General features: G+C 34.3%; 10 protein-coding genes and 1 tRNA gene. 6 read left to right on the forward strand and 5 right to left on the reverse strand.

Annotation, left to right across the window (positions count from 1 at the left end):
• Nucleotides 1-142: 142 nt before the first annotated feature.
• Nucleotides 143-1,891: an FAD-dependent oxidoreductase gene (locus B554_RS0111995; RefSeq protein ID WP_019458232.1), complete on the reverse strand. Its 1,749-nt coding sequence runs from the start codon at nt 1,889-1,891 to the stop codon at nt 143-145.
• 681 nt (nt 1,892-2,572) lie between these two features.
• Nucleotides 2,573-4,000, reverse strand: coding sequence for a Na+/H+ antiporter NhaC family protein (locus B554_RS0112000; protein ID WP_019458233.1), 1,428 nt, complete (start codon nt 3,998-4,000; stop codon nt 2,573-2,575).
• Between the two features lie 114 nt (nt 4,001-4,114).
• On the opposite strand from B554_RS0112000, the gene B554_RS0112005 reads away from it, so the two are divergent.
• From B554_RS0112005 to B554_RS0112025, 5 genes are all read left to right on the forward strand, one after another.
• Nucleotides 4,115-4,993, forward strand: a complete 879-nt coding sequence (locus B554_RS0112005; protein WP_019458234.1) for a LysR family transcriptional regulator — start codon at nt 4,115-4,117, stop codon at nt 4,991-4,993.
• 80 nt (nt 4,994-5,073) lie between these two features.
• On the forward strand, nt 5,074-6,315 hold the full coding sequence (locus B554_RS0112010) for a D-amino acid dehydrogenase (protein WP_019458235.1): 1,242 nt from the start codon (nt 5,074-5,076) through the stop codon (nt 6,313-6,315).
• Between the two features lies 1 nt (nt 6,316).
• Nucleotides 6,317-6,676 (forward strand): RidA family protein, encoded by a 360-nt coding sequence (locus B554_RS0112015; RefSeq protein WP_019458236.1) that lies wholly within the window; start codon nt 6,317-6,319, stop codon nt 6,674-6,676.
• A gap of 166 nt (nt 6,677-6,842) precedes the next feature.
• A complete protein-coding gene (locus B554_RS0112020; protein ID WP_019458237.1) occupies nt 6,843-7,160 on the forward strand; it encodes a cupin domain-containing protein in 318 nt (105 codons plus the stop codon).
• 4 nt (nt 7,161-7,164) lie between these two features.
• The gene (locus tag B554_RS0112025) at nt 7,165-7,767 is read left to right on the forward strand and encodes a TetR/AcrR family transcriptional regulator (protein ID WP_019458238.1); all 603 of its coding nucleotides are present in this window, start codon (nt 7,165-7,167) and stop codon (nt 7,765-7,767) included.
• A gap of 544 nt (nt 7,768-8,311) precedes the next feature.
• On the opposite strand, the gene B554_RS0112030 is transcribed toward B554_RS0112025, so the two are convergent.
• Nucleotides 8,312-8,806, reverse strand: a complete 495-nt coding sequence (locus tag B554_RS0112030) for a hypothetical protein (RefSeq protein ID WP_019458239.1) — start codon at nt 8,804-8,806, stop codon at nt 8,312-8,314.
• Nucleotides 8,806-13,446: an RHS repeat-associated core domain-containing protein gene (locus B554_RS0112035; protein ID WP_019458240.1), complete on the reverse strand. Its 4,641-nt coding sequence runs from the start codon at nt 13,444-13,446 to the stop codon at nt 8,806-8,808. Before B554_RS0112035 ends, B554_RS0112030 begins: the two co-directional genes overlap by 1 nt.
• 68 nt (nt 13,447-13,514) lie before the next feature.
• On the opposite strand from B554_RS0112035, the gene B554_RS0112040 reads away from it, so the two are divergent.
• Nucleotides 13,515-13,781, forward strand: a complete 267-nt coding sequence (locus tag B554_RS0112040; protein ID WP_019458241.1) for a hypothetical protein — start codon at nt 13,515-13,517, stop codon at nt 13,779-13,781.
• A gap of 491 nt (nt 13,782-14,272) precedes the next feature.
• On the opposite strand, the gene B554_RS0112045 is transcribed toward B554_RS0112040, so the two are convergent.
• Nucleotides 14,273-14,362, reverse strand: a tRNA-Ser gene (locus B554_RS0112045).
• Nucleotides 14,363-14,401 lie beyond the last annotated feature (39 nt).

Below are 14,401 nucleotides of genomic sequence, written 5' to 3' on the forward strand. Positions count from 1 at the left end.
TCAACTGAATCAATTTATGTTATAGAAATAAAAAAGCCCCTGCTTGTAACAGAGGCTTTCAAGATTTGATGGATACGATGAAATCCAAGTTCAGTAAAATACTTCAATAGATTTTATTAAAGTTTATTCCTTTGATGAGCAATTAACTCAAACTAAGTATTGATGAAATTGCGCTGAATAACTCATCATCTGCCGATTCAATTTTGTTGCTTTGCCAAGCAATATAGCCATCTGGTCTAATCAGTAAGCATTCATTTTCATCATTAGTCCAAGAGCGTGAAAGCTCTCCATAAGAGTCTTCGACCTCTCTTTTGGGGCCTACCTGTATAACTTTAATATCCAAGTTAAGCTGTCTATTCAGGTTATCTACAGCAAGTTTCCATTTATCGCCTTGCAACCAACAGAACAGCGTAAATTTTCCATTGCCAATTAGATCTAAGGTTGAGATTTTTCTATGATTTTTGACTAACCATGTATGAGAGAGTTTATGGCCAGCATTAAATGAAGGATAGTAATAAAGATCTTCATCTCGACAAGAATCTAATTCATTTTCAATATTATATTTTGCTCCAATAATTGCAGATGAATGATATCGCACATTAGTTTCTACACCTAAAGCAGCAAACTCATAAGCTTTATATTCAATTGCAGACCTTAAATCACGGCGTTTAAGAGCACCTTTTTCATGACTCTCACTTAAAGCATTAATGCTTTTTTGCATTGTCTCTGTACTGTACTTTCCATCTAACTCTAAAGCAGAAAATATGGTAGAGAACTCTCGGACACTTTGGTTTGCACGCTTAACAATTCGCTCACCAACAGGTGCTCTTTCATCATTAAAACTGTCTAATAAACCACTACCCGCTTTGCCATTTAATACAAATGCTAATTTCCAACATAAGTTATAAGCATCTTGTATAGATGAGTTTGAACCGAGTCCATTAGAAGGTGGATGGCGATGGACAGCATCACCAATACAGAAAACTCGACCTTTCGAATATTGCTCTGCATACATTTCATTGACTGTCCACAATGATTTACTACTTATATTTATTTCAATGTCGTTATCGCCAATAAGCTGTTTGCAAATCGCAATCGCCTCATTATCGGTAAGAGATGGCTCTTCCTTTTCAATGTCGTAACCCCAAACAATCTGCCATTCATTCCAAGGTCTGACCATTCTCAGTAAGCCTAACCCAATCCCTCCAATGTTTGCTCCGGGTTGTATAATCCACCAGAGGTATCCAGGTCGATGCGAAACATATTTTGTTAAATCGGCTTTAAAAATAATGCTGATACTGCCACTTTTCCCCATTTTACCAGCCATAGGTAAATCTAAATCTTTTACGACTTGGCTGCTTGCACCATCAGCTCCGATTAAATACTTACATCGGATTAAGTATGTTTGTTTAGTTAATCTATCTAAAACAGTGACTGTTACACCATCTTCATCTTGCACATGAGATAGGTATTCCGTATCAAATCTTGGATGGCTTCCTCGTGATGCAGCATTTGAAAGCAAAATAGGTTCAAATAGTTGTTGAGGAAGATCGCACTGTTCACAAGGGCTCGCTTTAGCATACTCAGACATTCTTTCTGGATGATTCATTCCATAAGGAAAACGTCCAATTTCATCACCTGTTAAAGATGTGCAATAAACAACATCTCCCATAACTTCTTTTGGTGCAGCTTTTGCGATTACTTCATCTGAGATGCCTAAGTCTCGTACAACTTCCATTGTTCTTTGACTGATATAATGGGCACGCGGACTGTTTGCTAGCCATCTATATTTAGTTATTATGATATTTCTAATTCCATAAGTACTTAACATAAGTGCAGCCGAAGAACCAGCAGGACCACTTCCAACAATTAAAACATCAGTCTCTAACATTTTTATCCTATTACTTACATATTTTTAGCATCTAAATAGTTATTACACATATTTAAAGCAAATAACTATCTTAAACATAATATTGCTTCAAAAACTCTTTAAAACCAATTGGAGATAAAAGCTTCACTATATTAATTTTCCAATAGATCTATAAAATAGATAAAATAAATTTCCACATATTTATAGATCTATTATTTCCACAAATATAACATTTGAGGTTTATTGGTTACATTGGCAAATCCCTACACAATATATCTTTTAGATACACCTAACTCTCCGATTAAATTTATATTTTTTAAGCAGGATTTTTTATTTATTAAAACTATATGAGCCATACCTTTAAAAATAAAATTACAAAACAAATATTTTTATACCATCAATAGAAATATGAGCCATAAAAAAGAAAACAATATTGTCGATTTTAGATAGATATTTTACAATACTATTTCCAATCCAAAAGATTTCTCAATGTATAAACTAAAAAATAATAAATCTATTGAAAATTAAAATTATTTTTACACACAACCTTGGTACTTATGAAGTAAATTAGCAAAATAAAAAAACTATTTTATTTTAAAAAGACCTATCAATTATACAGTACAAAATAAAGCCTTTTAAACTTTTTAGTTTAAAAGGCTTTTAACATTTATTTAAATAAGAAATACTTTTAATTTATAGGAACTAATTCAAAATCTGGAACAATACTGCAAAAAGTAGAATATTTGCGATCACTATGGCCCAACCACCATATAGCATGTATTTCAGTTGACTTGAACGTGCTAAGCCCATTTGACCAAACATATCAGAAGATGGGAAAGGACCAAACCAGTCTACTTGGGAACTTGATAATAGAACTGCTGTAACCGCAACAGGTGGAACACCATTTGCCAGTAAAATTGGTCCAAAAATTTTATTGGTAAAGGTCATTTGTGCAACAGCTGCTCCTGGAATATGCCCCACAATATTAAATAAGAAAATACCAAAACAGAGCATCGCAGGACTTAAGTCGACCAAATACGGTGTCGCATTATCCAACAGTGTTTGGTAAGCATTGAGTTTTTCAACAAGAACTAAAATTGGATTGTATAACCAGTAAAGAATAAACATCCAGACTAATTTACCGCATCCCTCGTAGAGTGCTTCCAAAATCTGTTTAGGACTAAACCCCGCAACTAACCCAGTCAAAGTGGCAACAGTAAGCATCACAATAATTGCAAAACTAAAACCTGCTTTAAAAATAATTCCAAGAATTGCCATTACGATAATTGTTCCAATGAATACAATCGCCGCACGTTTACTTCTTTTCAATTCGGAGGCACTTTCTATTTTTTCAGAAGGTTCTAAGAAGTCTTCATTATAGGTATATTTTCCAAAAGTCCACTTTTGTATATAGCCAGACATAAACCAACCTGTAAGAAGTGTGACAACACTCATAGGAATGGCACAAGCACTTAAGTATTGCGGGTAAGTCAAGCCTCCCAACTCTAAAATAGTCACTGTACTTGGTGTAAATGGTCCTATAAAAAGACCGACCGAACCGGCTGTCATCAACAGTAATGCAACGGTGGGTGGCGTTAAACCAACAGCTGCTGCAATGGGAATAATGACAGCAACAATAATGGCATTACCACCTGCCATAGTCCCCAATGAACCACAAATAACAACTGATGAAATCATGATGCCAAGTTTCACGCGAGGAATACTTGAAAGCCCAACTTTATTGACAATAAATTTGACCAACTCTTTCGCTGCACCTGTTCGGTTGGCGACTTCACCAACCCCAGCACCCAACATAATAATAAGACCGACAGTTGCAATAAATGAACCTGTAGACTTTGCAAGTATTCCACCCAATTCAAATACACTGGTGGATGTCATTATCACACTGATAATAATCGCAATAATCACTGCAAGCACAATATCTAGACCGATAACAGTTAAGAGTGCTAAGGCAAAAATAGGCAATAACCCAATTAAACCGACCTCCTCTATGGGTAAGCCTTTTGCATAAAATGCTAAAACCAAGCTAAGAATAATAATTGCAATAAGGGCAATATTTTTAGGTGTCCTGATATTAGGTATTGTTATAGAAGATTGCTCAACTGACATATGTATCACTCCTTGATCATTGGCATTGAATTTCACACCAATTTACAAGGGTTTATTGACATTAAATAATGAATTCTAATAGATTACCTATAACTATTAGTTATGTGCTCATTTATGAATCTTCGACACCTAGAAATCTTCTATTTAGTCATGCTTTTTGGTTCACTCACAGAGGCGGCATCATCGTTATGTATTTCACAGCCTGCGGCAAGTAAACTACTCAAACATGCGGAACAACGACTTGGTTTTTCTCTATTTAAGCGAGTCAAAGGTAAATTACAGCCAACAAAAGAGGCCTATATCTTATATGATGAAATTAAGCCAATTTATGAAAAAATAAATGAATTAAATAAATTAACAGATAACTTAGCAAGAAGTACTCAAGGTCAAATCACACTCGGGTGTTTGCCCAGTTTAGGTTTGAGTCTCATCCCCAAATTAACTGCAAAATTTCTAAAAAAATACCCTGATGTTTTTGTCAATATTGGTACAGATCATACTCAAACATTAGAGCAGAAATTATTAAGACGTGAAATTGATATTGCGGTGACATTCCAACCTCATACTCAGCATGGCATTATTGCTACGCCTGTTCTTGATATTCCTTTGGTTTACATCGATTCTCAGCCTATTGATTCAAATCAAGATATTCATTCAATTGATGAAAATAGATGGATTCAACCCTACTCAGACTCCCTGATGCAAGTTGTAAAAAAGTACAGAACATTTAATAAAAGTATAGTGAATGTACAAACCTATTATATGGCGAGTGAACTTGTGCGCGAAGGTTTGGGATGTAGCATTACCGATATTTATACTGCTGCACACTCCTTACCAAATCATATGATTCATGAAATAAAACCAAGTTTATCTACCACAATTTATATTTTAAAAAATGCTAATGTGAGCACAACCAAAGCGACTGAAGATTTTATTGAATTAATTAAAAGAGAAGTGGCTTTCATGACACCATCAATTAACCAAAAGTTATGAGTAGTATCTAAAAACTCATTTGTTTAACGTTTTATCTTCTTCTTTAATGCAAATGTGTGTTGCAGATATAGCATGGAAGAATGAAAAAACATGTCGTTGTCATTGGTGGTGGAGTCATTGGTTTAAGTACAGCCTATGCACTTATTCAAGCAGGCCATAAAGTTACAATAGTCGAAGAAAAAGACCAGATTGGCTGTCAAACAAGTTTTGCAAATGGTGGACAACTCAGTTATCGCTATGTTGCACCTTTAGCGGATGCAGGTGTCCCATTTCAGGCGTTGCAATGGTTAGGAAAAGCCCACTCGCCTTTAAACTTTAAATTGAATTTTTCACCTCTTCAATGGTCTTGGTTATTCCAATTCCTCATGGCATGTAATCGCAAAGATAACATTGTGAATGGAAATCATATTTTACGGTTGTCCCTATATAGTCAAAGTATTATGTCTAAATGGCGTGATGAAATTGATAATTTTGACTGGGTAAAATCGGGAAAAATGATTATTCATCGCAATGAAAAAGCATTTAAAAAAGCAGCATTAGCGATAGATCCAACTGTACAAAAAGTGCTGTCACCAGAAGAAACCGTTCAACTTGAACCCGCATTAAGAGGTGTTGAATCTACATTAGTGGGTTCAATTTATACACCTGATGATGAAACAGCAGATTGCTACAAATTTTGTTTAGCACTGTATAAAGCACTAAAAGAGAGTAACAACTTCAGATGTTTATATGCACATGAAGTGACAGATTTTTTTGCGGAAAATAATCAAATTACTGCAATTGAAACAAATCAAGGACGTATAGAAGCAGATGAATTTGTCGTTGCAGCGGGCAATGGTAGTACTGCAATTTTTAAAATGGTGGGTATTTCAGTCCCAGTTTATCCATTAAAAGGATATAGCCTGACTTTACCATTCCCAGAAAAAGCCAACATTGTACCCAATATAAGCGTGACCGATTATGCGAATAAAATTGTATATGCAAAATTGGGGAATCAGCTTCGTATTGCCGCAATGGTCGACATTGGCTATCAAGATATCTACATTCGAAAAGAACGTATAAATGCATTGAAAGATACGGTACGAAAAACATTTCCTGATTTACTGGGTGTAAATACAGCACAAGAATGGAGTGGTTTACGTCCATCCACCCCTACAGGTTTACCCATTTTGGGTCGTACGAAATATTTAAATTTATGGGCAAATATTGGCCAAGGTAGTTTAGGTTTCACATTGGCCGCTGGTTGTGCCATGGTCATTAGTCAATTAATTAGCCAAACAACATCACCAATTACATTAGATGGTTTATCTCTGGAGAAATAAAATGAGTCATGACATTCAACGTATTGATACGAATGCACGTTTATCAGGTTGTGTGCTTCATAACGGTTTAGTGTATGTTTCAGGTCAAGTGCCAACAACTTTAGATGCTGATGCCAAGCAACAAACTTTAGAAGTTCTGGCAAAAATTGATGCTTTACTGGAACAATCTGGTAGTGATAAAAGCCGTATTTTAACTGCACAAATTTGGATTAAAAATATTGCCGAAGATTTCGCAGTATTCAATGAATGTTGGGAAGCATGGTTACCAGATGGAGCAGCACCAGCACGCGCAGCTATCCAAGCAGATTTAGCACGCCCGCAAGTATTAGTAGAAGTGATGGTTACGGCGAGTGTTAAGTAAGATTTGCCTTAAATAAAGCCAGTGAATTTACTGGTTTTATTAATTTCATGTTCAAATATAGCTACTCATAAACATCTACTATTCTTCACTAAAAATTTAGTTCACATTGACCTTCTAACAAACGTTAGTTAGATTAATTAAAATTCAATCTCCTAAGAAGCTATAAATGATTTTAGTTCAACAAAAAGATCGCATTTGGACAGAAAGTGGTATTTCTGGGGTTCAAACCTGTCAAACTTGGACCAATAAAGATGGAGTTGGGAGCTATCTGGCAAAATTTCAAGCTGGAGCAAGCTTTCCTAAACACACTCATATTGGATGGGAACAGATTGTCGTTCTAGAGGGTGTAATCCGTTTCAATGATGTCGAAATGCAAGCTGGAGATGTGTTACAAGTTCAGGGCATCGATGAACATGAAGCGTTTGCAGTAGAGAATACTCTCGTGTTCGTTACACATCATGGCGGCATTGAACTAACGGAATAATATTATGGCATCCACTAGAAAAACTCATCAACCGCTCACACGTGAAAAAATATTGGAGGCATCAATCCATCTTTTTCAACGGCATGGATTTAGTGGACTAGGTATGCGACAAATCGCTGATTGCTTACAAATTAAAGCACCTAGCCTTTATTATCATTTTGAGTCTAAAGATGATTTGGCTCGATATGCTCTTCAGCAGTACCGAGAGCAACAATTCTGCCGATTGCTTGAAATTGAAAAGCAGGATGGTCTAAGCGAAAAACTGCATGCATATTCTGAACTTTTTTCCGAGATGTTGAATGATGAAAACCGCCTATGCCTGTACTTGATAATGGTAAGGGAAGCCTCTTTTCAGCAAGAGCCGTGTTTGAATGAACTAAAGCTATTCGCCAAACAAAATATTGATTGGCTAGAAGATACTCTGCTCAAGGCTAAAAACAAAAAGGTATTATCTCAAAACATTGGATCTGAGCGAAATATGGCAGAACTTTTATTCTCTTCTTTAGAAGGCATTATGGCGACTTCGCTAGTTGATGAGAGTCCATGTAAATCTTTCCGATCAAGAGTCAAATCCCTTATCAATATTTGTATGGTCTGTAACGAATAACTCAATGAGAAATCAGACTCTAATTGTTCTCAAATCCGTGTGATGTTCGGATTTTGAGAACAAGAGCTGTAATACACATCTTATTATAACAAACTGTTATTGCCTTCTTATTTTTCAAGACTTTTACAACTCAAGCAAATTTGCAGTATGAAAATCTTATTTCTCATCTTTGCACAAAATAGATCATGATAATTGGACATGCTTTCTCAGAAAGTAGTTACCTATTAATGATGCCAATTAAAATTAAGTATTAAATACCCATATAAAAAAAGCCCCTGCTATTAACAGGGGCTTTTCGAATTTGGCGGAAGCGGTCCCAGTCAAATTAAAGCCTTAAATTTATGATTTATAATGAAATATTCATTTATATTTAATTTTTTACTGTATTAAAATTATTTCAACGACACAATTCATTTTCTGATGTTCGATTCCAATTATACAAAACTAGTTTTGAAATCTATGAACATGTACTAGCACACAAGCTACCAGTAAAGTGAGTTTAATTGGGAAAAATGAAAACCACCCGAGAGTGGTTTTTGAGCTACTAAGATTTAACTTCAGAATCACATAATACTTCTTGATCAGTATTGATCAATTGGCTTTGCATCCAAGAATCTTTTTCTCCCTCATACAATTCCAATTTATAAGTAAGCTTTTCTTTATCAAGTATCGATATTTTATAAAACCTTAATCTCCAATTTTCAATTGGGTATTTATCTACACTTAAATCTTTACATTTACTAATATTCACAAGATATTGAAATGAACAAATAATAGAGCCTTTTGAATATTCCTTACAATAATTCCAATATCCATTTTCACCTTTTGGATAAATATGGTGATTATTTATCCATGGTTGCTTTAGATCAGAAGAGATTTCTTTATTATTTAAATATATGGAACGTTCAACAGAATTTGAATATTTAAACTCCGAAATACAAATAGAACCATTTAAGAAACAGGAAGCATTTGTATTATATACTTTATAAAGAAAGTATATAATACATAATCCAATAATAACTAATACAATACGTTTCATTATTTGGCTCTTGGCGCTGGAGTACATGCGGGACAGTAAACTTTATTAAAAAATGAAAAATCAAATCCTCCTTGCATGTAAACATATTTACCTTTACTCGCAAATACTCCACCTATTCTTGTTTCCATATTTCTTAAAGCATTCTTTCCTAAACCAACTATGCCACCCAGCATACCTGTTTCATTAAAATTCCAATTGTAACCATGTCTTTCAAAATTATAATTATCATTATAAAGACCACCTTTTGCAGACATAGTTAGCTCACCATATACCCAATAACCTCTATCAGATGGTGTCGGAACTGTAAATTTATCAGAAGGCGTCCAATCACCGTAATCATTTCGATAAGCAATAACTTCTACTGGAAGTCTATAAGAATGTGTCTTACTTGAAAAATTCCATTCCCCGTTTGGTTGAACCATCAAACGACTTGCATTAACTATCATATCTTGTCCAAGTCCTCCATTCATTGGCAAATTAGCATTTGCTTGCGCGACAGATGGGAAACTTCCATAAAAATAGTCGCTTGGCAAGCTGCTAAAATTACTTGCTCTATAATTAGAGTAGTATGACCAATCACCAAAAAAACTTGTATTAAAATCATCCAACCCACTTGGGTCCACATTACTTATCGGATTGTTTCCAGCATAAACATAAGGATTAGAACCACCTTCCAAACCAATTGGATCTGGCTCCATATAACGACCAAGCTCAGGGATATAATAACGATTTAAGTTGTAGTGCAAACCGGTAAGCTCATCATAATACTGTCCTGGAAAACGCAAATTAAATTTTACAGAACCTGTTGGCTTACCCACACCAAAGGCTGTACTTTCCCATTGCCACACAGCTGCATTTGTTACGTTATCTACTAACATTCGGGGTGTAGCATTATGATCAGTTACGACTGCATAGGTTTTTCCAGCACCTGTACCATATATCGCAGCGACTGGACGACTACCCATCCACACATATTCAATTATCGGTGTGCCATCAGGAGCATATTCACCAATCAGGTTGCTATTTTCATCATAAACAAATTGGACTGCGCCAGTGTAATAGCTTCCTGAAGCACTACTTGAACGGACAGTACGCTCATTTTTATGGTTATAAGCCATATAATATTGAGCAGTTTCTCCACCAGAGTAACGCATTTGACCATTACCGTCATAACCTGGTAAGGACGAATTGTAATGTACCGCTCCATCACCGGAATAACTTGATATAAATGAGTCAGGGATCATTTCACCTGTGGTTAAATAATTTGCCGTCATCAAAACATCATAATCAAAATTATAAACTAAATGCAGTTGATTGCTGCTCTTATCAGTATAAAATGAATATTTATTCGGACCCTCTATACGATTTCCATTTTTATCATATACATACCATGCACTTTGCTCATTCGTAAAACGACTAGCTTTATCGTAAGTAATTATACGTGAATAATTATTCAATTTATTTAATGTAACTATCCTTCCATCTTGATCAAATCCATATTCTTCAGCATATAAAGCACTACCATTTTTATTGGTAAAGCGAACTGACTTGATGGCACCATTTCGAGCTGGATCATAACCAATAGTATAATTCGCTCCCGTACCTTCAATGTTCCATGATGACAGCTGTCCTAAGCCATCATATGCAATATTACTTATAAATGGATTTCCACCAATATTGATCGAAGAAAGTCGACTTTTGCCTGTCTCATAATTATAGTTAATTACACGGCCTGATGGCATTGTAATCGAAGTGACTTTACCAGCTGCACTATAGCCATAACCCACATTCAGAGAGCCTTTTGAGCCACCCCAGGTTAATATCGATTTATTGGTTTGAGTCTTACCTATTACACGATCAAGGTCATCATAAGTATATGATGTATCTACTCCAAATGAAGTATTTGTAGTAACACGATCTAATCGTCCAAAACGCGATTGATCAAAACTATATTGATAGTTATATGCATAAGCTGGGTCACCATCATTATCACTGCGACAAGAAATACCTCCAGTACGACCGAGTGAGTCAATATTTGAATAAGTACAACTACGACTACCATGTGATTTACTGGTCAATTGATCCGCGGCATTATATGTATAAGATTTGGTTGCATAGTCTTTATTGACTTCATCTTTAACAAGTGTACCATTCACATAGTTAAATGGACTAGAACCTGAACCTACTGCATCAATAGATGATGTAATATTATTGGTTTTATCATAGGTTTTAGTACTCACATTTCCTTCGCCATCAGTAAATGAAGTATTACGATTCAGTGCATCATAACTCCATTTTTCAATGATTCCTAAAGCACTTTTAGTTTGAGTAATATTTCCATTACCATCATAGCTAAATGCTTTCCAATAATAATTCGCATCTGAACCATTACGTGTTTTAGAGATACGTCCATCAGCATTTATTTCATTATATGTTAATGTTGCTCCTTCGACTGCTTGAATAACACCATTATCAAAATAACTTTGAGTGCTTGCACTTCCATCGGGAGCAGTACTACGAACTAAGCGTCCAATGATGTCATAGTCATAATATGTGGTTTCATTATCAGGATTTGTTTCTGTTTTTTTACGTTTTAAATAATCATAAGTATAGCTTGTTGTCGCTCCGGAAATACCACCTGACTCACCGCCATTTCCTGTAACTTTAGCTCTTAAAGTACCATCATTATTATAGATAAATTGGTCGACTAAACCTGATGGATACACGATACGTTCTGGTTGAGCAAAAGTATTATAATTCAAATATTTTGTAATGACCGAACGACCATTAACATACTGAGTCACCGTTGATTTATTACCAAAGTTATCATAGGTAATAGATGTATTATCATCCACATCACCACGTGGACCATCAACAGTACTGATTAAGCCATAATTTGAACTATTTGGATCTGAATAATAACCATAACCAATTGTTTTACTATCACCACCATGTGGATATGAAATAACTTGCTGAGTAATCCATCCATTAGGGCTAATTGCATTTGTTACCTTTTGGCTATCGGTAATTATTTCATTCGGCGTTGGAAAATTATTTGCAGCTCCATTAGCTAAAGTTGTGTAGTTATAAGTCGTCAATTGTGAATCAACATTATCTACAGCAATAGTTTTTGTTTTTAATCGGTTCAAAGTATCATAACTGAACTTAGAAGTATTTCCATTAAAATCTTTTATCGCAACAATTCGATGTGTAAATGGATTAAATGTAACTGATCTAACAGGTGTTGAACCGCTCACTATCGCTGGATAAGTTCCATTAATTGTTAATGTTGCAGTTGCAGCATCCATTAAACTTAAATTTGATTCAGCTTTATAATTACCTAAGCCTGCACGATCCATTGCCAGATCCATAATGACTGACTGGCCATTAACAAGGAAAGCTATTTTAAAACTACCTGTTACCTCATCAATTGCTGATGAACTTTTTAATACTTGTTTGTTATCAACTGTTGAATATGAAAAAATTGAAGTATAATAAATACTGAATCCTGCTGTAGCATCATTCCATCGTATTGTGTTGTCAAAACCCCATTCTTGTAAAATATTATTATTCTCATCAGAAATTTTATTTAAAATTGGATAAGTAGAAGCATCTATTATTTGTTGTTGTGACCTCGTTTGTTTTGCTGTATTAAAATCAAAAAATTCTCTGTATATATAGTAAAATAAAGAACCTCTCATTATATTCGTATAATTGAGAAAAATTTTTCCACAGATGATCGAATCTATAGAACTCACAACATAGCGAGTTTCTTTCATAGCAGGATTAACAATACTTTGAACTTCAGATTCTTGATAGTTAATTGTTGATCTTTGAACATTCGTTCCACTGATTAGCTCAACACCAGTAATCAATTTTCTCTCTAAAGCTGATTGATTAGTTGCTCCAGCCTTTTTATATTCCCTTAAAATATTTAGTGTATTATTACGATTATCTTTGACTTGAACTAAATTAATACCATTATCATAAGACAAAGTAAGTTGCCTGCCATCTTGATATATGATCTTTGTAAATTTCATCAGAGTATCTGACTTTGTTAAAACATTGTAAGTAGTTGAAATATTAGCAATATAGGTTACACCATCTTTTACAATAGTTACAACAGAGCCTGTTGTTAATAATTTTACATCTCGAGTATCATCAGATAAGAATGTTTGAGCAGAACTAAAGCCTCCTATACTGTAATAAATACGTTTCCATTTCCCTTGATCGTAAACAAAATAAATTTTTTCACTATTTCCAGGTAGTTGAATGATATAAACACTTCCCTGATTGCCTGCATTGCCATCAGTCATAATGTAATTGGAATATTCATTGGTCCAATTTGCAACTGCACCTTCTTGTAAGTTTTGATAATAATCTACTGCTGTATCAGAAGAATATCTTAGGGTAGTCTCATAGTTCATACTGAAAGGAATATTACCTTTGATTAAAGGAATACTTTTGATTAATTTTCCACTAAGAGCATCTTGGCCTTGAGTAGTAGACTGAATACCAGGTATTTCAGCTAAATTATTTGCTAAACCAGTAACTTCTCCAATGGTATTAGCTGCAAAAGTTGTTATTGTTAGTATCCATAAACATATCAATGTCACTGTTTTATTAAACAAATTTTTCATTTATTCTTCATTTTTAAATGTTATTGTGCTATAAAATAACGAATTATTAAGAAAAATGAAATAAGATTATGAAGAAAAATTATTTTTTAATTAGTAGTGCTGTATTGTTACTTGTATTGAGTACCATCACTTATCAACTGTATAGAACTGATGATAATCAAAGAAATATAAAATTCAGAACTGATATCCAACAAGATACTCAGGTAAAAAACAATCAAATTATGGCTGCAAATGAAATAGAAATTATTAAAGAAAAACTTAAAAATGATAAATTAAAAAAATCAAATGATAATGATGAAAAATTACTTGATTCAAAATCTATACAACCGAAATAAATAAAAAGACATATTTATTTACATTTTTAATAAATGGTAAAATTATTATTAATCCCCCTGTTTTTCGACCAAAGCTGGTGCTGCTGAAATTACAATTAATTACCCTATCATTCTCAAAAATCTATGTTAAATGAAATAACCTTACCCATATTCAGCAAGTAGCGAGAAGATCAAATGGTCACAAAAATGAAATTACCGAGTAAAAATATAGTCTTATATTCGGCACGGTATTAGCAACCCAAGATGATTTTAATAGTGAGAATCATCATGACTTTGAAAAATAACAATAAAGGCAAAAAATTAATCAGTGTATTTACAGAATAGTTTGCTCTGCAAGAGACGACTTAAACTCAATTTATCGATTATCCAACGCCATCTGAATTGTTCTTATTTTGGCTATTCTAATCCAAGTTTTAATGTGGGGTAGGATGAGGGGTAAAATAACATGAAAAAAATAAGCCCTTGTAAAAACAAGGGCTTATTCAGAATTTTGGCGGAAGCGGTGAGATTCGAACTCACGGAGGACTCACACCCTCGTCGGTTTTCAAGACCGGTGCATTAAACCGCTCTGCCACGCTTCCATGTGCGTAAGAATACAAAGCTTATTCATTTTATTCAAG

Source organism: Acinetobacter sp. GG2, from assembly GCF_000292385.1.
Lineage (GTDB): Bacteria > Pseudomonadota > Gammaproteobacteria > Pseudomonadales > Moraxellaceae > Acinetobacter > Acinetobacter seifertii.

Coding starts and splice junctions, on each gene's coding strand:
- B554_RS0112030 (WP_019458239.1), bottom strand. CDS start 8,806: ATGAAACGTATTGTATTAGTTATTATTGGATTATGTATTATATACTTT.
- B554_RS0112020 (WP_019458237.1), top strand. CDS start 6,843: ATGATTTTAGTTCAACAAAAAGATCGCATTTGGACAGAAAGTGGTATT.
- B554_RS0112040 (WP_019458241.1), top strand. CDS start 13,515: ATGAAGAAAAATTATTTTTTAATTAGTAGTGCTGTATTGTTACTTGTA.
- B554_RS0112025 (WP_019458238.1), top strand. CDS start 7,165: ATGGCATCCACTAGAAAAACTCATCAACCGCTCACACGTGAAAAAATA.
- B554_RS0111995 (WP_019458232.1), bottom strand. CDS start 1,891: ATGTTAGAGACTGATGTTTTAATTGTTGGAAGTGGTCCTGCTGGTTCT.
- B554_RS0112000 (WP_019458233.1), bottom strand. CDS start 4,000: ATGTCAGTTGAGCAATCTTCTATAACAATACCTAATATCAGGACACCT.
- B554_RS0112005 (WP_019458234.1), top strand. CDS start 4,115: ATGAATCTTCGACACCTAGAAATCTTCTATTTAGTCATGCTTTTTGGT.
- B554_RS0112035 (WP_019458240.1), bottom strand. CDS start 13,446: ATGAAAAATTTGTTTAATAAAACAGTGACATTGATATGTTTATGGATA.
- B554_RS0112010 (WP_019458235.1), top strand. CDS start 5,074: ATGAAAAAACATGTCGTTGTCATTGGTGGTGGAGTCATTGGTTTAAGT.
- B554_RS0112015 (WP_019458236.1), top strand. CDS start 6,317: ATGAGTCATGACATTCAACGTATTGATACGAATGCACGTTTATCAGGT.